General features: G+C 26.0%; 27 protein-coding genes, 1 tRNA gene and 1 riboswitch. Of the genes, 15 read left to right on the forward strand and 13 right to left on the reverse strand.

What is annotated here, in order from left to right:
* The 12 genes from AMN70_RS00005 to AMN70_RS00060 form a co-directional block, all read left to right on the forward strand.
* A partial coding sequence (locus tag AMN70_RS00005) for a putative transporter (protein ID WP_075500838.1) occupies positions 1-972 on the forward strand: 972 nt, incomplete at its 5' end.
* Positions 972-1,937, forward strand: coding sequence for a class II fructose-bisphosphatase (glpX, locus tag AMN70_RS00010; RefSeq protein ID WP_075500840.1), 966 nt, complete (start codon positions 972-974; stop codon positions 1,935-1,937). The genes AMN70_RS00005 and glpX, both read left to right, overlap by 1 nt.
* 3 nt (positions 1,938-1,940) lie before the next feature.
* Complete coding sequence (gene recJ / locus AMN70_RS00015; protein ID WP_075500842.1) at positions 1,941-3,635, forward strand: single-stranded-DNA-specific exonuclease RecJ; 1,695 nt, start codon at positions 1,941-1,943, stop codon at positions 3,633-3,635.
* A 51-nt stretch (positions 3,636-3,686) separates the two neighbouring features.
* Positions 3,687-3,761: transfer RNA gene (locus tag AMN70_RS00020), tRNA-Glu, on the forward strand.
* Between the two features lie 40 nt (positions 3,762-3,801).
* Positions 3,802-4,959 carry a putative sugar O-methyltransferase gene (locus tag AMN70_RS00025; RefSeq protein ID WP_075500844.1) on the forward strand — a complete coding sequence of 386 codons (1,158 nt, stop codon included), beginning with the start codon at positions 3,802-3,804 and terminating at the stop codon, positions 4,957-4,959.
* Between the two features lie 5 nt (positions 4,960-4,964).
* On the forward strand, positions 4,965-5,243 hold the full coding sequence (locus AMN70_RS00030; protein WP_075500846.1) for a GIY-YIG nuclease family protein: 279 nt from the start codon (positions 4,965-4,967) through the stop codon (positions 5,241-5,243).
* The gene (locus AMN70_RS00035; RefSeq protein ID WP_075500848.1) at positions 5,215-7,320 is read left to right on the forward strand and encodes a glycosyltransferase family 4 protein; all 2,106 of its coding nucleotides are present in this window, start codon (positions 5,215-5,217) and stop codon (positions 7,318-7,320) included. Before AMN70_RS00030 ends, AMN70_RS00035 begins: the two co-directional genes overlap by 29 nt.
* Positions 7,321-8,211 carry a glycosyltransferase family 2 protein gene (locus AMN70_RS00040; protein WP_075500850.1) on the forward strand — a complete coding sequence of 297 codons (891 nt, stop codon included), beginning with the start codon at positions 7,321-7,323 and terminating at the stop codon, positions 8,209-8,211. It begins immediately after the preceding gene.
* Complete coding sequence (rfbC, locus tag AMN70_RS00045; protein ID WP_075500852.1) at positions 8,208-8,726, forward strand: dTDP-4-dehydrorhamnose 3,5-epimerase; 519 nt, start codon at positions 8,208-8,210, stop codon at positions 8,724-8,726. The genes AMN70_RS00040 and rfbC overlap by 4 nt, the downstream gene beginning before the upstream one ends.
* A 4-nt stretch (positions 8,727-8,730) precedes the next feature.
* Complete coding sequence (locus tag AMN70_RS00050; protein WP_075500854.1) at positions 8,731-9,924, forward strand: class I SAM-dependent methyltransferase; 1,194 nt, start codon at positions 8,731-8,733, stop codon at positions 9,922-9,924.
* The gene (locus AMN70_RS00055) at positions 9,921-10,733 is read left to right on the forward strand and encodes a hypothetical protein (protein WP_075500856.1); all 813 of its coding nucleotides are present in this window, start codon (positions 9,921-9,923) and stop codon (positions 10,731-10,733) included. Before AMN70_RS00050 ends, AMN70_RS00055 begins: the two co-directional genes overlap by 4 nt.
* Positions 10,730-11,548: a hypothetical protein gene (locus tag AMN70_RS00060; protein WP_075500858.1), complete on the forward strand. Its 819-nt coding sequence runs from the start codon at positions 10,730-10,732 to the stop codon at positions 11,546-11,548. The genes AMN70_RS00055 and AMN70_RS00060 overlap by 4 nt, the downstream gene beginning before the upstream one ends.
* Here AMN70_RS00060 and AMN70_RS00065 read toward each other — a convergent pair.
* Positions 11,545-12,381, reverse strand: a complete 837-nt coding sequence (locus AMN70_RS00065) for a glycosyltransferase (RefSeq protein ID WP_075500859.1) — start codon at positions 12,379-12,381, stop codon at positions 11,545-11,547. The genes AMN70_RS00060 and AMN70_RS00065 overlap by 4 nt on opposite strands.
* Positions 12,378-13,331: a site-specific integrase gene (locus AMN70_RS00070; protein WP_075500861.1), complete on the reverse strand. Its 954-nt coding sequence runs from the start codon at positions 13,329-13,331 to the stop codon at positions 12,378-12,380. The genes AMN70_RS00065 and AMN70_RS00070 overlap by 4 nt, the downstream gene beginning before the upstream one ends.
* 265 nt (positions 13,332-13,596) lie before the next feature.
* On the opposite strand from AMN70_RS00070, the gene AMN70_RS00075 reads away from it, so the two are divergent.
* A complete protein-coding gene (locus tag AMN70_RS00075) occupies positions 13,597-13,866 on the forward strand; it encodes a methylated-DNA--[protein]-cysteine S-methyltransferase (protein WP_075500862.1) in 270 nt (89 codons plus the stop codon).
* A gap of 458 nt (positions 13,867-14,324) precedes the next feature.
* On the opposite strand, the gene AMN70_RS00080 is transcribed toward AMN70_RS00075, so the two are convergent.
* Genes AMN70_RS00080 through rplM form a run of 7 tightly spaced genes read right to left on the reverse strand, consistent with a single transcriptional unit; the run spans position 14,325 to position 19,516 of the window.
* Positions 14,325-15,176, reverse strand: coding sequence for a DMT family transporter (locus tag AMN70_RS00080; protein WP_075500864.1), 852 nt, complete (start codon positions 15,174-15,176; stop codon positions 14,325-14,327).
* 20 nt (positions 15,177-15,196) lie between these two features.
* Positions 15,197-16,099, reverse strand: coding sequence for an AEC family transporter (locus AMN70_RS00085; RefSeq protein ID WP_075500866.1), 903 nt, complete (start codon positions 16,097-16,099; stop codon positions 15,197-15,199).
* Entirely contained in the window at positions 16,099-17,391 is a 1,293-nt protein-coding gene (locus tag AMN70_RS00090; protein ID WP_075500867.1) for a homoserine dehydrogenase, read from the reverse strand. The genes AMN70_RS00085 and AMN70_RS00090 overlap by 1 nt, the downstream gene beginning before the upstream one ends.
* Positions 17,392-17,565 (reverse strand): hypothetical protein, encoded by a 174-nt coding sequence (locus AMN70_RS05620; RefSeq protein ID WP_179850356.1) that lies wholly within the window; start codon positions 17,563-17,565, stop codon positions 17,392-17,394.
* Positions 17,562-18,584 carry an N-acetyl-gamma-glutamyl-phosphate reductase gene (gene argC / locus AMN70_RS00095; RefSeq protein ID WP_075500869.1) on the reverse strand — a complete coding sequence of 341 codons (1,023 nt, stop codon included), beginning with the start codon at positions 18,582-18,584 and terminating at the stop codon, positions 17,562-17,564. The genes AMN70_RS05620 and argC overlap by 4 nt, the downstream gene beginning before the upstream one ends.
* Positions 18,585-18,617: 33 nt before the next feature.
* On the reverse strand, positions 18,618-19,055 hold the full coding sequence (gene rpsI / locus AMN70_RS00100; protein ID WP_075500870.1) for a 30S ribosomal protein S9: 438 nt from the start codon (positions 19,053-19,055) through the stop codon (positions 18,618-18,620).
* Positions 19,056-19,057: 2 nt separating this feature from the next.
* Positions 19,058-19,516 carry a 50S ribosomal protein L13 gene (rplM, locus tag AMN70_RS00105; protein ID WP_075500872.1) on the reverse strand — a complete coding sequence of 153 codons (459 nt, stop codon included), beginning with the start codon at positions 19,514-19,516 and terminating at the stop codon, positions 19,058-19,060.
* 138 nt (positions 19,517-19,654) lie between these two features.
* Positions 19,655-19,720: riboswitch (SAM riboswitch) on the forward strand.
* 1 nt (position 19,721) lies between these two features.
* On the opposite strand from rplM, the gene AMN70_RS00110 reads away from it, so the two are divergent.
* Positions 19,722-21,050 carry an O-acetylhomoserine aminocarboxypropyltransferase/cysteine synthase family protein gene (locus tag AMN70_RS00110; RefSeq protein ID WP_075500874.1) on the forward strand — a complete coding sequence of 443 codons (1,329 nt, stop codon included), beginning with the start codon at positions 19,722-19,724 and terminating at the stop codon, positions 21,048-21,050.
* Here the strand turns inward: AMN70_RS00110 and AMN70_RS00115 are convergent.
* Positions 21,043-22,020, reverse strand: coding sequence for a COX15/CtaA family protein (locus AMN70_RS00115; RefSeq protein ID WP_256998005.1), 978 nt, complete (start codon positions 22,018-22,020; stop codon positions 21,043-21,045). The two genes, AMN70_RS00110 and AMN70_RS00115, sit on opposite strands and share 8 nt — an antisense overlap.
* Positions 22,021-22,108: 88 nt before the next feature.
* Here AMN70_RS00115 and AMN70_RS00120 point away from each other — a divergent pair, with 88 nt between their 5' ends.
* Positions 22,109-22,399 carry a chorismate mutase gene (locus AMN70_RS00120; protein WP_082255041.1) on the forward strand — a complete coding sequence of 97 codons (291 nt, stop codon included), beginning with the start codon at positions 22,109-22,111 and terminating at the stop codon, positions 22,397-22,399.
* Here the strand turns inward: AMN70_RS00120 and AMN70_RS00125 are convergent, their stop codons facing one another.
* From AMN70_RS00125 to AMN70_RS00135, 3 genes are read right to left on the reverse strand one after another with little or no spacing between them, the layout of a single operon-like run.
* Positions 22,400-22,591, reverse strand: a complete 192-nt coding sequence (locus tag AMN70_RS00125; protein WP_075500878.1) for a 50S ribosomal protein L33 — start codon at positions 22,589-22,591, stop codon at positions 22,400-22,402.
* A 1-nt stretch (position 22,592) separates the two neighbouring features.
* Positions 22,593-22,964, reverse strand: coding sequence for a MerR family transcriptional regulator (locus tag AMN70_RS00130; protein WP_256998006.1), 372 nt, complete (start codon positions 22,962-22,964; stop codon positions 22,593-22,595).
* On the reverse strand, positions 22,957-23,256 hold the full coding sequence (locus tag AMN70_RS00135) for an integration host factor subunit alpha (RefSeq protein ID WP_179850357.1): 300 nt from the start codon (positions 23,254-23,256) through the stop codon (positions 22,957-22,959). The genes AMN70_RS00130 and AMN70_RS00135 overlap by 8 nt, the downstream gene beginning before the upstream one ends.
* Positions 23,257-23,258 lie beyond the last annotated feature (2 nt).

Genomic DNA, 23,258 nt, shown 5'->3' on the forward strand with positions numbered 1-23,258 from the left:
AGAAGATGGTATTTATGGAGCATAGGTGGAACTTTACTTATTTTAATGGCTACCTGGTATCAGGTTCAACTTGATGTTAGAATAAATGAATGGTTTGGTGAATTTTATGATACTTTACAAAAAGCTCTTACAAATCCTAATTCTGTATCAGAAAAAGAGTTTATAGCATATCTTTTTACATTCGCTAAAATTGCAGCAGTATATATATTAGTGGTTATTTTTAGTGATTATTTTACTAGCCACTGGACCTTCAGATGGAGAACTGCAATGGCAGATTTTTATCATGATAAATGGAATGACGCCTCTTCTATAGAGGGAGCATCACAAAGAGTCCAAGAAGATACGCTTAAATTCGCAAGAATAATGGAAGGTTTAGGTGCTGAGTTATTAAGAAGTGTAATGACATTGATTGCTTTTACTCCAATTTTATGGGGGTTATCTAAAAGTATAACTGTATTACCATGGATAGGTGAAGTTGAGCATGCTTTAGTTTGGGTAGCAATCATATCAGCATTGGGTGGAACAATAATATTAGCCAGTGTAGGAATTAAACTTCCAGGTATTGAATATGATATACAAAAAGAAGAGGCTGCTTATAGAAAAGAATTAGTTTTAGGAGAAGACTTTAAAGAAAGTGCACAACCTGCAAAAATTACTGATCTTTATGGAGGTGTTAGAAAAATTCATTATAAAATGTATTTTCACTATCTTTATTTTAATGCTGTTAAATGGAGTTATTTACAAGGAATGGTGATTGTTCCGTACCTAGCACTAGCACCAACAATCGTAACTGGTGCGATTACACTTGGCTTTGTTCAACAAATTATAAGAGCATTTGGCCGTGTTGAAACATCATTGCAATATTTAGTAAGAAGCTGGCCAATAATAGTTGAGTTAATTTCAGTTTGGAAAAGATTGAGAGAATTTGAATCAAAGTTAGAGAAAAATATTTCAATTGAAACTGTAAAATAATGTCAATAGACAAAAAATATATTGATCAATTTATAAATGTGACATCTAAAGCTGCTATAGCTTCATATCATTTAGTTGGTAAAAAAGATAAAATTGCAGCAGACCAAGCTGCAGTTGACGCTATGAGAACTGAATTAAATAAAATTAAAATGACAGGTGAAATTGTAATAGGAGAGGGCAGTCTAGATGAAGCTCCTATGCTTTTTACAGGTGAAATATTGGGTTTAAAAAAAGGTCCCGACTTTGATATAGCTGTAGATCCTTTAGAAGGAACTAATTTTGCTGCTAATAATTTGCCTGGGGCATTATCGGTTATAGCCATTTCTGAAAAAGGGAATTTATTTAAAGCACCAGAAACTTATATGCACAAAATTGCTACAGCGAAAGTTGAAAAAGGCTTAATTGATCTTGATTATTCAACAAAAAAAAATATTGAAAATTTAGCAGATTTTAAAAATACAGATCCTTCAAAATTAACAGCATGTATTTTAGATCGTCCTAGACATAAAAAAATTATTGAAGATTTAACAAAATTGAATGTAAAGATTAAATTAATTACTGATGGAGATGTAGCTGGTGCACTTTTAGTAACAAAACCAATTTATAATGTTGATATTTACTTGGGAATAGGTGGTGGACCCGAAGGTGTTTTAGCTGCAGCAGCATTAGATGCCTATAATTGTCATTTTCAGGGTAAATTTATTTTTGATAACGAAAAAGATATTGAAGAAGCTAAAAAGATGGGCATCACTGAATTTGATAAAAAATATGAAATTAATGAAATTATTAAAGGAGATACAATATTTTGTGCTACAGCAATTACAGATACGATGGCGATGAAAGGTGTGGTGTCTGAAAATAATAATTATTATATGACTGAAACTTTAGTAACTAATAAAACTTCAAATGACAACCACTTGAGTATAGAAAAAAGAAAAATGATATTTGATAATGTTAAGAATTAATAAATGATTTCAGTTTCTGGTAGGGAATGGAAAGAAGAAAAAGTTAATAAAAGAATATTAGAAAAAATTGAACAAGAATACAATTTTTCAAAGATCGTCTCAAAATTAATTGTATCAAGAAATTTTGATAAAGAAGAAATATATTCAATTAACAATAACTTAAAATTATCAAATTTTTTTCAAAATAATTCTGATTTTATTGATTCTGTTAAAATTGTAGAAAAATTAATAAAACACAAAGAAAAAATCTGTATATTTGGTGACTATGATGTTGATGGTTCAGCCTCTACGTCTTTATTAGTAAATTTTTTTCAAAGCATAAGTCATCCATTTTTTTATTATATCCCTGATAGAGTAAAAGATGGATATGGTGCCAGTGTAAAAATATTTAAAAAGATAATTTTAAAAAAACCAAAATTAGTAATTATGGTCGATTGTGGATCCACAAATAATGAAGCCATAAATTACCTTAATCAAAATAATATAAAATCTTTGATTATAGATCATCACGAAATTAATAAACCATATCCAAAAGCTGATGTGATTATTAATCCAAAAAAAAATAATGGTTATTTAGAATATGATTATCTTTGTGCAACTACATTGACTTATTTTTTTTTAGAGATGTTAAATAAAAAGATGAAATGTAAAATGGATTTAAAAAAATATCTAATTAATGTTCTTTTAGCGACTGTATGTGATGTAATGCCTTTAAGAAAATTAAACAGATTAATTGCAAAAAAAGTGATTAATGAATTTAAAATTAATGAAAACAAAGCATTTAAAGAATTATACGAATTAAATAATAGAAAAAATAAAATTTCCATAAATGACCTAGGTTATCTAATAGGTCCAATATTGAATGCTGGTGGAAGACTTGGCAAATCAAATTATGCTACTGAATTATTATCATCAGAAAACCAAAATTTGATTAATAAAAGATCTTTAGAATTAATAAATTTAAATAATAAAAGAAAAAAAATAGAAAATATTACTTTAAAAAATATTGATTTAGATATGTTGAAAAATCAAAATGATAATATCATTGTTTACTATAATCCAAACATCAATGAAGGACTTATAGGAATAATAGCCTCAAGATTAAAAGATTATTTCAATAAACCATCAATAGTTATAACAAATTCTAATGATATATTAAAAGGGTCTGCTAGATCAATTTATAAATATAATTTAGGACGTGTTATCAAACTTTCATTAGATAGAAATTTGATCATTAATGGTGGGGGACACAATATGGCAGCTGGTTTTTCTTTAAAAAAAGAAAATTTATCTAATTTTAAATCATTTGTTAATAAAGATTTTCTAAAGAACTACATTTTTTCAAATAATGTTTATATGTACGATTTTGAAGCATCATCGTCAGCTCTAAACAAAGAATTTTATAAGGATTTACAACAAATAGGACCTTTTGGAACTGGAAATCCTTTACCAACTTTTTTATTTAAAGATTTTAAGATTTTAAAATCATCAATATTAAATGAAAAACATGTTTCATGTATTTTAAAATCAAATAAAGGGATTGCTATAAATTCGATTGCATTTAACTCTAGTAATAGCGAAATTGGAAAGTATTTATTAAATTATAAAAAGAATTTAAATGTTTTGGGTCAAATTAGCGAAAACTTTTGGAATAATAAAAAAACTCTTCAATTAATAATTAAAGATTTAGTGTTGTGATTTATTAAACACTTGATAATTAGAGACATTTCAAATAAAAGACCAGCAAATGGTCCCTTCGTCTATCGGTTAGGACACGTGGTTTTCATCCTCGAAAGAGGGGTTCGATTCCCCTAGGGACCGCCATTATGTTGAAAGGTTTGTTTGCTGATGGTAGGAAGAGTTAGTGAAAGGTTTAAAAAAAAAAATTTTAAGAGCTCTTGGATTGCATCATTTAGCGGATTTACTTCGAAAAATCCGTTTTTTTCACTACAGGTATCATTTCCCTTACATTAAAGCAGTCTATAAAAAGTCTTCAGTAATAAAAAAAAATGTATCCTCTATAGATGGTAAATTATTTTCACGTTTATTAAATTCACTAGAACAAAGTATAAATTTTATCCCACGTGGTATGTGGGGGAGTATATTTAATGACTATCAAGCTGAAGCGGTAAAACTAATCAAAGACAAGAATAATGATAAAATATTAGAACTTCTTCAAGATCCACTGACCAATAATTTACAATACGGTTTCGATAACTTAGCAAAAGATTTACAGTCACCTTTAAGACTGGAAACAGTTTTTGAAGCGAAATCTACAGCAGACCACTTTCTTGCACTAGCTGAATACACAGGTGCGATTAAATATATGTATCCAGAAAATTTAATTTCGCCTTTTAAAAAAAAAATAATTCTAAATGATATAATAGACAAGATTGTTAATCATAATTTTTCAGATAAATTTTTTTTCCCAAATTTATATAACGGTGAAAAAGGTGTATTAACTAAGTATGGTATTGCCTCTCTAAGAGTTCCTGCATCTATTTATCAAGCATTACTTGTTAAAAAATTAGGAAATAATGTTTGTGAAATAGGTCCAGGTTTAGGAAGGACAGCATTTTTTGCTAAATTATTAGGCATTAAGAAATATACATTGGTTGATTTACCCATTCCATCGCTTTGTCAAAGTTATTTTTTAGGTTGTAGTTTGCCTAATGAGTCTTTTTGTTTTAATGGTGAAAATATTGAACTTGATGAAGGCATAAAACTTATACAACCAGAAAATTTTATAAAAGATAAAGATCAGTATGATGTTGTACTTAATGTAGACTCCTTTACTGAAATGGAAATTAATGTTGCACAGAATTATCTTAAAAATTTTATCGGTAAATCTAAATGGTTTCTTTCGATAAATCATGAAGTTAATGAATTTTCAGTTAGAGAAATTGTATCTGAGTTCCCTGAATATGAATTAATTTCTAAAAAACGTTCTTGGGTTAGGCAAGGATATATTGAAGAACTTTATAAAATATCGAATTTAAACCAAAAAAATGATAAGTATTAGATTTTATGCATTTTGTTTATTTAATAGTTGCAAAAAATAAAGACAGTAGAATATCGTACGTTGGTTATACAAACAATTTAAAGAAAAGATTGTTACTTCATAATATTGGAAAAGGTGCTAAATTTACAAAAGGTCGTAAATGGAATTTAATTTATTTTAAAAGATATAAAAGTAAAAATATTGCTTTAAAAGAAGAGTATAAGCTAAAAAAAAATTATACTTTAAGAAAAGAAATTAAAAATAATTATAAAAAAGATGAAAATATCAGTTCTATTACCCTATAAAGAAAACTTTTCAGAAAATTACGCTGGAGCAGTTTCTTTGTTTGTAAAAGACACTATTAAAAATAGTAAATATTTTAAGTCAACATACATTTTTGGAAATACAAATTATAAAAAACCTTTTCTAAAAAATTATATTAACGTTTTTTTAAAAAAAAATATTTTTCAAAGTTCAAGCAAAATTTATGTAAACGAGTTTTTAAAAATAGAAAAGAAAATAAATTCAGATATTATAGAAGTTCATAATAGACCAAATTATATAAAATATTTAAAAACTACCAAAAAAAAATTGATTTTATATTTTCATAATGATCCATTATCAATGACAGGGTCAACATTGTTAAAAGACAGAATTTTTCTTTTAAATCATATCGATAAGATTATATTTAATAGCTCATGGTCTCAAAAAAGATTTTTTATTGATATTGATAATAAAGATTTGTTAAAACAAAAGACAGCAGTTTGCTTTCAATCTACCTCTAAAACTAAAATAAATTTCAGTGAAAAAAAAAAGATAATTAGTTTTATAGGTAAACTAAATTCAGCAAAAGGTTATGATTTATTTGGTAAAGCGATGATGAAGATTCTTTCTGAATTCAAAGATTGGAAGGCTGTTGTTTACGGTGATGAACCTAGAGAAAATATTCTTTTTCAACACAAAAATTTGATTATTAATGGTTATACAAAACATGAAAAAATTCTTAATTTTTTAAAAAAAGTAAGTATTTCAGTTGTCTGTTCAAGATGGGAAGAACCTTTTGGAAGAACAAGCTTAGAGGCTGCAAGTAGAGGTTCTGCTGTTATTATTAGTAATAGAGGTGGTCTTCCAGAAACAACCAACTCAGCAATTATTCTAAAAAAATTATCCTCAAATGAAATTTATAATGAAATCAAAAGATTAATTACAAATAAAAAAAAATTAGTTCATTTACAAAAAAAAAATTATAGAAATTTTAGATTTAATCATAAGTATATTAGCGATTTAATTGACAATATTAGATCTGAATTCATCTCAAATAAAAAATTAAATTTTTTTAGAAATAAAACTCTTAAAGTAATGCATATAACAAATTTTAATGAACGATTTGATGGACGTTTACATTATAATACAGGAAGAAGATTAAACAACGGCTTTATTAGAAATGGTCATAACGTTCTTACTATCAGCGATAGGGATATAATACACAATAACAAATCAATCAAAGATCCGAAAGGTCAAAGTTCATTAGATAGAAAAATTATAGAAAGTTTTAATAATTTTAAACCAGATTTGGTAGTATTAGGACACGCCGATCGCGTTAGTAAGGAAACTTTAGTTAAAATGAAAAATTTTGATAAGAATTTAAAAATTTCTCAATGGTTTCTAGATCCATTATCGAAATATGGACCTGATCATGAAAATAATAAAAAAAGAATTTTAGATAAAATCGATATAATCGACAATTCTTTTTTAACTACAGATCCTAAATCTCTTTCGTTTAATGTAAAAAATTCAAATTATATGCCAAATCCATGCGATGAAGCATTTGAAACATTATCGAATTATGAAAAAAATTGTAATTTTGATGTTTTTTTTGCAATGAGTCACGGTGTACATCGTGGAAGTTTAAAAGTAGGAAAAAATGATGATAGAGAATTTTTCATAAATAAATTAATAAAATTAAATCAAAATCTTAAATTTGATGTTTATGGAATGAATAATGTACAGCCAATTTGGGCAGAAAATTTTATTAATAAAATTTCTAACTCTTATATGGGACTTAATTTAAGCAGAGGTAAACCTATAAAATATTATAGTAGTGATAGGTTAGTTCAAATTATTGGAAACGGACTTTTAACTTTTGTGGATGAAAAAACTCAATTAAGTGATTTTTTTGATGATAATGAAATGATTTTTTATAAAGATATAAATGATCTAAGTTATAAACTTAATAAATATAAAAAAGATGTGCGATCTGGAAAAAAAATTGCAAAAAATGGTAAAAAAAAATATTTTAAATATTTTAACTCTTCTTTAGTATCTGAATATATCATTTCTAAAACTTTCAATATAAAATCGAAATACAAGTTTGTTTGGTAAATGTTTTCTATTATTATTCCTACTTTAAACAATCTAAAATATTTAAAAATTTGTTTAGATAGTATTAATAAAAACTCCAAATATACACATGAAATTATACCTCATGTAAATATAGGTAATGATGGAACAATTAATTTTTTAGAAAAAAATAATATAAAATATACCCTTACAAATTATAATGCTGGTATCTGTAAAGGTATGAATTTGGCGTCAAAATTAGCAACAAACGATTATATTCTTTATTCTCATGATGATTTTTATTTTTGTCCTGAATGGGATGAAATACTTAAAAAAGAAGTCGATATTATCGGTCATAAAAATTTCTATCTTTCGGGAACGATGGTAAATAATGGTCAAATAGATTTTAATTGTGGAAGTACAGCTGAGGATTTTGATGAAAAAAAATTTATAAAAAATCATAAAAACCATAATTATTTTGACTTTCAAGGGTCAACATGGGCTCCACATTTAATTCACAAAGATATCTGGAATAAAGTAGGGGGTTTTAGTGAGGAATTTTATCCTGGCACAGGATCAGATCCTGATTTAAATATGAAATTATGGAATCTTGGAATTAGAATATTTAAGGGAATAAATGATTTCAAAGTTTATCACTTTGGATCAATAGTTACCAGAAAATATAAAGATGATAAAAACATAATTACTGAGTCGGGTAGTAAAGGTGGAAAAATTTTTTTGTCAAAATGGGGTATATCCATTAAATTTTTTAAAAGATTTATTTTAAAATCTGAAACCAGATATAATGGACCTCTAACTGAACCTAAAAAAAACTTAATTTATTTGATTAATTTATATTTAAATAAGTTGAATTATCTTTATCTAAAATATATTTACAATTTTAACAATAAGATAAATGATTTGAATAAATGAAATTAATAAATACTAAATTACCTGGTCCTAAAATAATTAAAACAAATATCTATAAAGATAGAAGAGGTTATTTAAAAGAAACATTCAGAAAAAATTTATTTGGTAAAATAAATTTTCCTTTTGATGTGATGTCATATTCTAAAAAAAATGTTTTAAGAGGTCTACACTTACAAATTAAATCATCTCAAGCCAAGATTATCACAGTAACTCATGGTAAAATTTTTGACGTTGCCGTTGATCTTAGAAAAAAATCTAAAAATTTTGGCAAGTATGTCTCATTAATTATATCTGATAATTCAGATTTTTCTTTTTACATACCTGAAGGATTTGCTCATGGGTTTATGTGTTTATCAGACAAATGTACTGTTAATTACAAGTGTTCAAATTATAGGAATCCTAAATATGAAAGAACATTAGCTTGGGATGATCCTAACATAAGGATCAAATGGCCCAACAAAAAACCTATATTATCCAAAAAAGATAGAAATGGCATACCTTTAAATTTGTTCAAATAAATTAATGAATAAATTTTTTTTAAATTTAGGAAATCAACCTTTAGCAAATAATTATCTTAACTCACTAAAAAAAAAACATATCAAATATACTCTTAGGTTATTTTTCAACACAAATAACAAAATTGTTTCTATATCTAAAAGAATCCCATCTGAAAAAATGTTTACAAATGATTATCCCTATAGATCTTCAATGTCTAAAACAATGAGACATTCTTTTTATGAACTGTCAAAAGAAATTAAAAAAAGATTTAATCCAGATAAGCTTTTAGAAATAGGAAGTAATGATGGTGCTTTAATTAAGAATTTTAAAATGAATAAAGTTATTGGTGTTGAGCCTTGTAAAAATCTTGCAAATATAACATCTAAAAAAGGTTTTTTAACATATAATAAATATTGGAATTATAAACTTGCAAAAAAAATAAAAGATAAACATGGAAATATAGATTTAATTTACTCAGCTAATACATTAACACATATAAGTAATTTAGATGATGTCTTTAGATCAATATCATTATTGTTAAAAGATAAAGGTGTTCTTATTATTGAAGATCCGTCATTATTAGAATGCATTAAGAAAAATTCCTATGATCAGTTTTATAATGAACATATATATCTTTTTTCTGCAATTTCTGTAAAAAATATTATCAGCAAATATGATCTAGAGATATTTGATATTAAAAATTTATTAACTCATGGCGGATCACTAAGATATTATATTAAAAAAAAAATAAATAAGAGTTTTAAAATTTCAATTAAAGTAAAAAAACAAATTGATAAAGAAAAAAAATATGAAATTGATAAATTCAAGACATATAAAAATTTCTCAAAAAAAGTAAAAAAATCTAAAGAAAATTTATTAAAAATATTGAATAATATAAAAAAAAATAACAAAAAAATAATTGGTTATGGTGCTACAGCAAAAGCTGTAACAGTTATTAATTATTGCGATATTGATAAGAATTTGATTTCAAATTTTGTGGATACTACGCCAGAAAAAATTAATAATTATATGCCAGGCAAAAATATTAAGATTTTAAGATATAATAAAAATATTTTAAAAAATTATGATTATGCATTTTTAGGTGCATGGAATTTTAAAAATGAAATTATTAATAAAGAAAAAAAATATTTTAAAAAAGGTTTAAAGTTTTTAACACATATACCCAAACCTCAAGTTTTGAAATATAAAAAAAAATGAATGAAAATAAAAAACTCATAGAATTATTCAATGAATCTAAATATAGATCAATTAAATGGGAAAAATATTTTTCAATCTATGAAAAACTTTTTAATGATTATAAGAATAAGGGTATTACATTTGTTGAGATTGGAATTTTAGATGGAGGTAGTTTAGAAATTTGGAAAAAGTACTTTGGAGATAGTTCTAGAATAATTGGGATAGATAACAATCCTGAATGTAAAAAGTTCCAAAATGAAAATTACGAAATTTTTATAGGATCACAATCTGATCCTGGTTTCTGGAAAAAATTTTATAATGAGGTAGGTAATGTTGATATAGTTTTAGATGATGGAGGTCACACTAATGATCAACAAATCATAAGTTTAATTAATAGTATCAAGAATATTAATGATGGAGGATTACATATAGTGGAAGATGTTCATTCTAGTTATCAAAAACATTATGGAAATCCATATAAATATTCTTTCATAAATTTTTCCAAAAAAACAATTGATGATATAAACTCAACTTTTCCAAGTTTAAAAAAATTTGATTATAATTTAAATCAATTTGTTTATTCTGTAGAATTTTTTGAAAGTATAGTAGCTTTTAAAGTTAATAAAAATTTATGTTATGAAAATAGATTACTTGAAAACAAAGGTCATAAGTCTAATAACACAGACACTACACTAGATGTAGGATTTATTAATTTTAGAAAAAGATTTAAATATTTATATAAATATAGAATTTTTCAAAAAATAGAAAGATTTTTTATAAAGTTATTTTATAGGTATAAATCCAAAAAGTTAAAAAAATTTTTTAAATGAATAAGCTGCTTAATGAAAAAATTTTAGTTTGTTATTTAATTACAAAATTTGATAATGAAGATACTTTATTAACTTTTTTAAGAAATTATAAAAATTTTAAAAGTGGTTATCCTCATGAATTATTGATTTGTTTTAAATTATTTGACAATGAAAAACTAAATATTTTTAGAAAAATGCTTTTAAATATAAGTTATACTGAATTCATAGATAATCATATCCATAACGATTTTGACCTAGGGAGTTATTCAAGAGTTGCTTTAAATTACAAATCACGACTCATTTTTTTTCTCAATAGTTACTCATATCCGATTTGTGATAATTGGTTAAAAATAATTATTCAAAATTATGAGGAAAATTCAATATTAGCTACAAGTGCCTCATATGAAAGTTTACTTAGTTCTATTAAACTCAAAAAATTTTATAAATTTCTTAAATATTTGATAAAACTTATTAGTTATAAAAAATTTTTTAACCCATTTCCAAACCCACATATAAGAACAACTGGCTTTTTAATCAAAGGAAATGATTATTTCAAATTTATGAGTAATAAATTAATTAAATCTAAAATAGATGCATGGAAAATTGAAAGTGGAAAAAATAGTTTAACTAATTATCTTAAAAAATTGAATTATAACATTTATGTAATAAATTCAGATGGTAATAGATTTTCAGAAAAATATTGGAAAAACAGTCAAACTTATAATTATTCAGAGCAGAATAAATCAATTATATCTGACAAACATATTAGAAAATATCATTCATTAGACAGTAATGAAAAACTTAAATTTCAATTTGATACTTGGGGTAGGGATTAAGGTCTTAAATCTGATTTTTTACCCATTATGGATTTAATCAGACCATTTAATCTATATGAATATTTATTTGTTAAATCTTTCTTTCGAAAAATTGTATAAAATAATATCTTTAGATTTATTCTTATTATTACAGGCATGAAAATTAATATTGAAAAAAATTTTCCATATTTCTTTTTACTAAAATAAAATTTAGACCATATAAAATGCCAAATGAGAATATTGTTAAATTTTTTAAAATTTTCATTATTTATTTCTACAGATCTTCCTTTAGTTTCAACTTTAATTTTATTAATTTGATATGTTTTAAATCCTTTTTTTTTTGCTCTATAACAAAATTCTGTTTCTTCAAAATAAAGAAAAAAGTTCTCATCAAATTTACCTATTTTTTCAAAATTTTCTTTTTTTATAAACATACACGAACCATGAATTGAATCGATTTCACCATTTTCTAATTTATCATCAATTTGTTTATGGCTTTTTTTATTTACATTTAAAAATCTTGGTCCTAAAGCTGCAAATTTATTTTTTTTAATACTAGCAAATTTTAAAAAAATATTTAAATCCTCAAAATTAAATTCCAGATCAGGGCTTATTTGTAAGAAATAATTGGTTTCAATTTTTTCTACAGCATAATTTAATGCTGAACTGACACCATTATTTTTTTTTATATATACTGATATATTCTTATATTTCTCTTCAATATCTTTTTTGAGTTCATAATTTTGTGAATTTTCTATTATTATAGTGTTTATGGTTGAGGGTATTTTCTTAATAAAATCATATATTATTTTTTCACTTTTATAAGTAATTATTATAATTGTTACTTCATTCATATTTTGACTTTATTAAGCGCATTATTTTTAAATATATTTGCCTCTCTAATATACCTTCTAACCATTTGTGTTGATTTATGACCTGTCATTGCCATTATACTTCGCTCATCAGCACCAGAATCTGCAGCTACTGTTGCAAAACCAGACCTTAAACTGTGACCAGCAAAATTTTTATTTTCGATACCTGCTAACTTCAAATATTCTTTCATTAATAAAACTACTGATTGGTCAGTTAATCTTTTATCTGTTAATGATAAACCTTTAGAAAATCTTCTAAAAATTGGTCCAGATTTAATCTTAGAAATTTCCAACCATTTTTTAAGATTGACAATTGGGCAATAAGTTTCGTTAGTGAAGTAGGGTAATCCTTTAATCATTCCTTCACCTAATTGGTCGGTTTTTGACTTTCTGATAGTGATTTTAAGTCCTTCAGGAACAAATTCTAAATCCTCATGATCAATTGAAATTAGCTCAGTTCGTCTAAATCCACCTCCAAAGCCAATTAAGATTAATGACTTATCTCTAAATTTTTTAATGTTTTCAATTTTTTGCTCATCTATTACATTAATTATAGATTTTAAATGACTGATTAATATAGGTTTTTTACCTTTTTGAATGCTTCCTTTCACCCTTCTTATTCCCATTAAGTTTTCAACAATAATTGGGTGTTTTGTATCTAGATAATGTCCTTTTAGTTTATGAACCATGCTAATTGATACTAACCGTCTTCTTAAAGTGCTTATTTTTGAATTTTTAGAAAGATGAGTAAGGTATAATGAAACTATTTTAGGCTCTGAAGGTAAAGTTTTTAATCCATGCTTAGCACAAAAAATTCCAAAATCTTTAAAATCTGATTTATATGCTCTTAAGGTATTATTTGCTTTTGAGCTTTTAAGATTATTAAGAGTTGCCTCATGAAGCGATTTTAGTTCTGTTGTCAGTTCATTCATATAATTACTATTGATAACAATTAATTATCATTAGTAATATATCAAGTGATTTTTAATGTCAATAGTTTAAATTATAAAACTTATGGGTTCACTTGATGGAGAAATTCCTGCAATATGGTTTTTAATTAGTTCGATTGGATTTGTTATTTTAACTGTTATTCAATATCGAAACACTGGTAAGAGCTTTAACACAATATTCTTGTCTGTAATGGCTATTATATTTTTTATAAGTTACATAATTCTATTAATTCCACGCTAAAAATCCATGAAAGGAACTAAATTTCAACTAAAAGTCTGGAAATACCTTAAAACTATACCAAAAGGTAAGGTAAAAACCTATAAACAGGTGGCTATTGGCATTAAAAGCCCTAAATCTGCTCGTGCTGTAGCTAATGCTTGTGCTAAAAACCCTTATGCTCCAAAAATACCCTGTCATAGAGTAATTAGGTCCGATGGAGCTCTTGGAGGCTACTCTGGGAGGGGTGGAATTAAGCGAAAGCTCAAATTACTTAGATCTGAAAAGGTTGAGATTTAGCCCTATTTAAAGGCTTTTTTACATTAAAAAAGTCAGTAAAATCAACGTTTTTTGATCTTTTTAATTTATTTTTTGAAAATTAGTAAAGTTCACCCTTTAGTTGTAGCAGATATGAGCTTATACTTAAAATAAAGCCCTCTATGGGCGTTTAAATGCTATATTCAATTAGTGCATTGCTCTACTATTCAAATATATCAATACTTTTAGACTGCCCTATTTTTAGTGAATTTTCATTACAAAGATCGAAAAAAGCCTTTATTTTAAAGGAATATTTGATATTTTTTATAAAATGCAAAAAAACTAAACTCTTGCACAATATATTTTAGCAATTTTGTATTAAATAATTCAAAATATTCTTTTTTTTAATAATTTTTTAATTAATAAAATATAATAAATACAATAGTTTAAAATTTATACTTAATGTAATACTTTAGATATTAGTAAATAAATAGCACCTATTATTTAACTTTTTTAACTAAATTCTCTCTTCTTGAGATGTAGATACCGCTTAATACAATAATGAATAAACCTAAAAGAGTCCAATTATCCGGAAAATCACTGAAGAAATAATAACCTATAATGATGTTTGTAATGATCTCAAAGTAGCTAAATGGCGCTAATTTAGAAGCATCAGCATATTTAAGAGACAATATTAAGAATAAATGCCCTATACAGGCAAATATACCTATGGCAGCCATCATAGACCACTGATTTAAACTAGGTTTAACCCACACAAATGGCATTACAGTGGATATAATTATGGCCCCTACTACACCAGTCAACAATAAAGTTAATAAAGGATTGTCTGAGGTACTTAGTTTACGTGTAATAATTAAATAAAACCCATACATTATACCTGTTCCAAGAGCAGCTATACTTGCTAAATTAATTTCAACAAAACCCGGCCTTATAACTACTAAAGAACCTATGAAACCTATAATTACTGCAGACCATCTTCTAAATCCTACCTTCTCACCTAAAAAAACTGGAGAAAACGCTGTAACAATTAAAGGAGCAACAAAAGCTAGAGTTAATGCTTTTGCTAAAGAAATAACCGAAATTGCATAAAAGAAACAAATATTAGCAGTTAAAAGAATTAAACCTCTAATAAATTGAAGTTTTGGTTTATCCGTCCAGACAAGATTTTTTCGAAAAAAGAAAAACATAATTGGGAAAGTGAAAGCCACTGTAAAAAAATATCTTGCCCATGTAATTTGTAATACTGGAACATCTGCACTTAAATATTTTGCAAATCCATCCATTATAGGAAGCATTACCCATGCCAATAGATTAAAAGTTATGGCCTTCATTTTTAGAAGAAGGATATAGATTAATTAAAGTATTTTAAAGCAAAGAATACAACAATAGGAATAGTTATAAATGACATTAATGTTGACACAACAATAGTGCTAGCAACACTATCAACAATTTTTTTAGGTGAATATATTGAAGCAACTAAGTAATTTAGAACAGCACTAGGCATTGAACATTGAATTAATAAAACACCAGCAGCAAAACCTTCCAAATTAAAGTATAGAATTAATGAATATCCAATTATAGGTCCAAAGATTACACGTCCTATAGAAGAGAATATAGCTTTATTAAGAGAAAAAACCTTAAGCCTTGTTAATGCAATTCCTAAAGACATCAAAATAAGAAATATAGTTGCATACATTAATAAGAAAGTAGTATTTTCAACAAATCCTGGAAGTTCTAAATCATAATAAAGTAAAAATACCGAGACTATTATTGCATAAAAAGGAGGACTTTTAATTATAACGTTAATACTAAATTTTCTGTCTGCTAAAAAAACACCTAGAGTAAAGTGACACAAAATAATTAAAGCAGATATCGCCGCTGAAACTCCAAGGCCTTGGGAACCATAAGCAAATAAACAAATTGGTAAACCCATGTTTCCTGTATTAGGCATTGTTAATGGAGGAAGCTCTCTAATAATATCTTTAGTGTTTAGAAGATATAGAATTATAATTCCAGTAATCATAAATCCAGCAATAGCTAGCGCATAATACCAAAAGTAATTTATAAAAATATTAAATGAAATATTTACAGGATTTAAAGCGTAAATAATCATTGCAGGAGTTCCTACATTTGCAGCAAAATTTGTAATAAATGTTGTGTCTATTTTTGGATTTTTTTTGCCTAAATAGTAACCAATACCAACAACAAAAAATACAGGAAATAAAACCTCAAAAAGTTTTATGTAGATATCCATTAATTATATAATCTAATTAATGTTGGAAGTTTAAGAATATTCTTATTCTTTTTAAATACTGATAAGCAGTTTCTTGCGTTAATTTCTGTTGTTTTATGGGTAATAATTACGATTGTTGCTTTTTTATTTTTCCTATCAGGTGTTTGAATTATTCTTTTAACTGAAATTTTATATTTGGCTAATCTATTTGTAATTAATGAAAGAACACCCTGCTTATCTTTGACTTCAAATCTTAAATATAATGAGTTTGTATATTTATCATTACTAAATGGCTTAATAGACCTTCTTTTACTAGAAGAGATACCAAAGGGATATTTAATATTTCCTCTTAAAATTGATAATAAGTCTGATAATAATGAAGAGGAAGTTGGGCCAGGTCCAGCACCCTCACCTTGTAAAACGCTTTGCCCTACAGGCTTACCTTCGGTAATAACTGCATTCATAACACCATTTACGTTTCCTATATATGTCTTTTTACTTACTAAACATGGATGAACAGTCTCAAATAATTGACCATTAATGATTTCAGAAATTCCAAGTAATTTAACTCTAAGACCCAATTGATTGGCTATCTTAATATCTTCTAATTTAATATTTTCAATCCCTTCCATTATACATTTACTTTTAGAAATCTTCGTATTGAAAGAAAGAGCTGATAATATTTTTATTTTTGCAAAAGCATCAAAGCCATTTAGATCTAACTTAGGATTACCTGGTTCAGCATAACCAAGCTTTTGTGCTTTTTGCAAAACTTTATCAAAAGTTTCATTACTATTTTCCATTTCAGATAAAATATAATTTGTTGTTCCATTAAGTATTCCATAAACTTTATTTATTCTATTAGTTGCAAGACCTTCTTTGATTGTTCTCAAGATTGGTATGCCCCCGGCAACAGATGCTTCAAATTCTAAATTAACTTTTTGTTTTTCCGCCAATTTAGCTAATTTATCTCCGTGTTTAGCGATTAAAGCTTTGTTAGGAGTTATTACATGAATCCTTTTTTTTAAAGCTATTTCCACTAATTTCTTTGATATACCATCAGATAATCCTACACATTCAAATATAATATCAATTCTCTCTTTATTTAAAATTTTTAAAGGATCTTTATAAAAAATTTTTTTTGATATAGGAAAGCGTCTTTTCTTATTTTTATTTTTTGCCGATATAGCTACAATTTTAATTTTTTTTCCAGTTTTTTTTTCAATGTCTTTTTTTTTAATATTCAATTCATTATATAAATAAATACCTACTTGGCCTAAACCTACAATTGCAATATTAATATAATTTTTCATTTAATCATCTATACTAGGATATGGATTGATATTAGCATATTCTTTTAATTTAACTTTGAACTCATCTAGAGATAAATCATCAGAAAAATTTATATTTGGTAAATCTTTCTTTAATTCAGTCTCATTTATTGAACAACAATTTAAGAGTAATAAAATAAGAAAAAACTTTTTCATTTTAAACCTTCTATTGATTTAAAATTTTTCATTATATTCAAATTTTGTACTGCTTGACCCGCCCCCCCTTTAATTAAATTATCTATTGAAGATAATATAATTGCTTTATTCTTATATTTAGATTTACACACTGATATAATACAATTATTCGTATTTATCACATTATTTGTACTAATTAATGAATTAATTTTTAATACTTTTATAAATTCTGATTTCTTGTAAAATTTAGCTAATTCATTATGCAAAGTCTTTACTGTTTTGCCTTTATTTAAATCAATATAAATTGTACTTAAAATACCTTTAAACATTGGAGATAAATGAGGGGTAAAAATAAAACTAAATTTTTCTTTAGTAAATTTTCTAATTTCTTGTTCAATTTCAGAATTATGTCTGTGAAAACCTACACCATAGGCACTTAAAGACTCATATAGATTTTTATTTTTATATTTTTTATGAACTCCTCTACCGGCACCTGAATAACCTGATTTTGAGTCAATAATTATATTATCTTTTTTTATAATATTTTTTTTTATCAATGGGATTAATGGAAGCAAAATAGATGTTGGATAACAACCAGGGCAACCTATAATTTTAAATTTTTTAATTTTGTTCCCTGTTATTTCCGGTAAAGAATAGATTGATCTTCTAATTAAATTGGGTGCTTTATGTTTTTTTTTATACCATTTTAAGTATTCAGACGCTTTATCTAATCTAAAATCAGCAGCTAAATCTATCAAAACATTTTTTTTTAAAAGTTTTTTTGATATTACTTGTGCCTCTCCATTAGGAAGAGCTGTAAATATAATATCAACATCTTTAAGCAAATTATTTTTAAATCTTGTTATATTTGGAAGTTTTCGATTTATTAATTTTTTATCAAAAAATGATATTTTTTTTCCTACTGAACTATTTCCACATAAATATTTAATATTTATTTTAGGGTGTTTGACTAACAACTTAATTAGTTCAATACCTATATATCCAGTTGATCCAGCGACTAATACATTAAGCTTGGGCATTTAATATTATAACAGTTAAAATTTAAAAAAAAATTATCTTTTAGAAAATTGAAAGCTTCTTCTAGCTTTTCTTCTACCAGGTTTTTTTCTTTCAACTGCTCGGGGGTCTCTGGTAGTAAGATTTTCTGTTTTTAATGTGGTTTTAAAACTTTCATCAAACATAACAAGAGCTTTAGCTATACCATGAACCATAGCTCCAGCTTGTCCAGTATGACCACCACCACTAACACTACATCTTACATCGTAGGCAGTTGCTTGATTTATTATTTCAAATGGTCGTGTGATTTGCATTTTGTGATTTTCGCTTACAAAATATTTATCAAATAATTTTCCATTAACATAGATTTTTCCAGTTCCTTTTTTAACCCAAACTTTGGCTATAGATTTTTTTCTTCTTCCAGTTGCGTATTTACTATCTTTAAAATCTAAATTCAGTTTTGTTTTTTTTGATAAAGTTTGAGTATTTTCCATAATTAATTTCTTATAATATTTTTTTTATTTAATTTATCTAATTCTATTATCTTAGGATTTTGTGCAGTATGAGGATGTTGATCTCCTGAATATATTTTCAATTTAGTTAATTGCTGTTTTCCAAGAACACCCCCAGGAAGCATTCTCTTCACAGCTAATTTTAAAGCTTCACCAGGTTTTTTTTTAGATAATTTTTCAGGAGTAGTTTCTTTAATTCCTCCAGGGTGACCAGTATGTCTAAAATATTTTTTATTTTGAAATTTTTTTCCTGTAAATTTTATATGTTCAATATTCTTTACAACTACAAAGTCACCATCATCCATATGAGGTGTAAATGTAGTCTTATTCTTTCCTCTAATAATTTTTGAAACTACTGTTGCTACTCTCCCTACTACGGCATTTTTAGCATCAATTTCATACCAATTAGACGTTAGTTGATCTTTTTTAAGGAATTTAGTCATTGTGCGTGGATTAATACTATTATTAGATTTAAAGTCAATTTGATATTTATATTGCAAATATTAATGTATCTGGTAAAAAATGATTGCCGATTTGATCCTATTGCGGGCAATAAACTGCTAAAAAGGAATTTCTTAAAAATAATCGGTAGGTATTTGAACTGTATTGTGCACCTTACATAAGTAAAAGCACTAAAAAAGGAGTAAAATGACTACAAAAAGAAACAACCCTGAAACAATAGCTATTCATGGTGGTGACTATAGAAGTGATCCTTCAACTAATGCTGTAGCGGTCCCAATTTATAGAACTACATCTTATCAATTTAAAGATACAGAACATGCTGCAAACCTTTTTGCACTTAAAGAGTTTGGTAATATCTATACCAGAATAATGAATCCCACAAATGATGTTCTTGAAAAAAGAGTTGCATCATTAGAGGGTGGATTAGCATGCCTTACAGTATCTTCAGGTCAAACTGCATCAACGTTTGCAATTCTTAATGTTGCTCAAGCTGGTGATAACATTGTTAGTTCAACTGATTTATATGGCGGAACCGTATCTTTATTTACACATACACTAAGTAAATTAGGTATTGAAATAAGATATGCTGATCCGAGTGATCCAAAAAATTTTGAAAAAGTAATTGATGATAAAACAAGAGCTTTTTATGGTGAAACACTTCCTAATCCGTATTTAAGAGTTTTTCCAATTAAAGAAGTTTCTGATATTGGAAGAAAATATAATATTCCTCTTATAATGGATAACACCGCTGCCCCTGTAATTTGTAAACCTTTAGAGCATGGCGCAGCTATCGTAATTCACTCACTTACAAAATATATAGGTGGTCATGGAACTGCAGTAGCAGGAAGTATTGTAGATAGTGGAAATTTTGATTGGACTGCCGACCCAAAGAGACAACCATTATTTAATGAGCCTGATGCAAGTTATGGAGGAGTAATTTGGGGTAAAGCAGTTCCTGAATTAACCGGAGCAAATGTCGCATTTGCTGTCAGAGCAAGAGTTTGTCTTCTAAGAGACTTGGGATCAGCCTGTTCTCCAGATAATGCTTTTGCAATAATTCAAGGATTAGAAACTGTAGCTTTAAGAATGAAACAACATTGCGAAAACGCTCAAAAGGTTGTTGAATTTTTAAAAAAACATAAAGAGGTTTCAAAAGTAATCTATTCCACAGAACATGCTAAGCCAATATCTGAACGTGCAAAAAAATATTTAAAAAAAGGAAATGGTCCAATGGTAGGAATAGAACTTAAAGGTGGTATAGAAGCAGGTAAAAAATTTATTGAATCTTTAAGGATGTTTTATCATGTTGCTAATATTGGTGATGTTAGAAGTTTGGCTATACATCCAGCAAGTACTACTCATAGTCAATTAAACGAAAAAGAACTTGCAGCATCTGGTGTTACTCAAGGATATGTAAGACTTTGTATCGGAATAGAGCATATAGATGATATAATAGAGGATCTTGATCAAGCGTTAAAAAGATCTTCTAAAGGAAACCTAAAAGCAGTTAGTTAATTTTTTTATATTTAGAAATATAAAGAAGATATAAAGTTGAGAGTATTATCAAAATAGAGTTGATCTGGTGTAAAGATGCATAAATAATGTTTACACCAGAAACTAATGTTAAAATTCCTAAAATAATCTGTAACAATAAACTAAGTCCAATAATTACTAATGATTTATTCAATAATTTGTTCTTTTCTTTAATAATCTTGAATAATATATAAAAATAAATAATTACAATTAAATACGCTAAATTTCTGTGGACAAATTGAACTATTGAAGGGTTATCAAATACCTTAATATTCAAAAGTTCAATTAATTTACTATCATCAGGAAAATAGGCAGATCCCATTAAAGGCCATGTGTTATAAACTTTTCCAGCATCCATACCTGACACAAAAGCACCAATAACAAGTTGTAAAAATATTAAAAATAAAAAAAATTTAATTGATATCAATTTAAAAGATACTTGATTTTTGCCTAATGAAGTTAATTTTAAAAAATTCCAGAATATTAAAGACAATAATATAAAAGCAGTTACAAGATGAATAGATAGTCTATAATGACTGACGTCCACTCTATCAACTAAGCCACTTGAGACCATATACCATCCAATAAATCCTTGGAAACAGATGAGTATGAAAATTATCCCATATCTTTTTAAAATCCATAAACCATTTTTAATTGAAAAAAAAATCAACGGTATTAATGCTACTAATCCGATCAATCTACCCAATTGTCTATGAGCCCATTCCCACCAAAAAATTATTTTAAATTCACTTAAAGTCATATTAAAATTTTGCTCTTTGTACTCGGGTATCGTCTTGTAAAGACTGAAATATTCTAACCACTTATCATTTGATAAAGGAGGGAAAAATCCCACAAACAATTCCCATGTTGTTATTGATAAACCAGAATCTGTTAACCTTGTAAGTCCACCTACCAAAATAATCAGTGTAATCATTAATAATAATGTAATCATCCAAATTTTTAACTTGTTATTTATATGATTATTCAAGCTGTACATGATTAGATAAATATAATAATTATTAATTATTCCAATAAATTAAATGTCGCCTATAAACAAAAAAAAATTACAAATAATTAGATCTAAATTAGATAAATTAGATAATAATTTGTTATCTTTAATTAAAAAAAGAACTTATCTTGTAAATGAAGTTTTGAAATTAAAAAAATTTAAAAAGGAAATTGTAGACAAAAAAAGAATTAATTTCATTCTTAAGAAAATTGATAGTAAATCTAAAAAACTTAAAATAGACCCTAAAATCACAAATCGCATATGGAAAAATATGATATGGTCTTATATAAATTACGAGAGAAAGAATTTCAAAAAAAAATAATTACTTGCTATGAGGAGGAAGTTTTTTTTCAATAAAAACTTCATGCTTTCTAGTAGCTGGATTGTATTTCTTTGCTTTTAATTTAATCTTTGCTTTCTCTCCACCTGCAGGTTTTTTCACATAATAAAAAAAAGAGCTATCTGGCTTAGTTTCAGGTACTAGTCTTACTTTTATGTGTGTTTTTTTAGCCATGTTATTTCAATTTTTTCAAGTCTTTAATAATTTGTGAAATATTATCAATATTATTTTTTAAATTATTAAGTCTTATAGTTTTATTTGAAAATTCGTCAAGATCATTAGAATATCCTAAATTGAGTATTTTTTTAACTCCTCCAATCGTCATACCTTGATCTTTTAATAAAAACTTGATTTTTTTTAATAAGTCTACATTACTTTTATCGTAATATCTTCTATTTCCATTTAATATCTTTGGTTTAATTTGTTTGAACTCTTTTTCCCAGTATCTAATAGTATAGGTTGGTATTTTTTGACCAGTTCTACTTTTAAGATCTAAAATTTTTGCTACTTCGCCAATGGTTTTATAAGCTTTATCAGATTTATTCATTATTTTGTAAATTAACAAAATTTTTAAATTCTTTTGAAGGTTTAAATAATACAACATCTCTTTTTGAAATCATTGCTTCTTCCTTAGTTTTGGGATTTCGGCCTACTCTTGACTTCTTTTGCCTAATGGAAAATGTACCAAATTTAGATAATTTCAACACTTTTTCTTTTGATAAATTTTCAATTATTGTTTGAAAAAAATCTTCAATTAAGTTTTCTGATACTTGTTTTGAAAAACCTAATTGCATATAAATCAAGTTAACTAAATCTTTTTTAGTTAAGTTAATTCTCATAA

It is taken from the genome of Candidatus Pelagibacter communis, assembly GCF_001179925.1.
Lineage (GTDB): Bacteria > Pseudomonadota > Alphaproteobacteria > Pelagibacterales > Pelagibacteraceae > Pelagibacter > Pelagibacter ubique_E.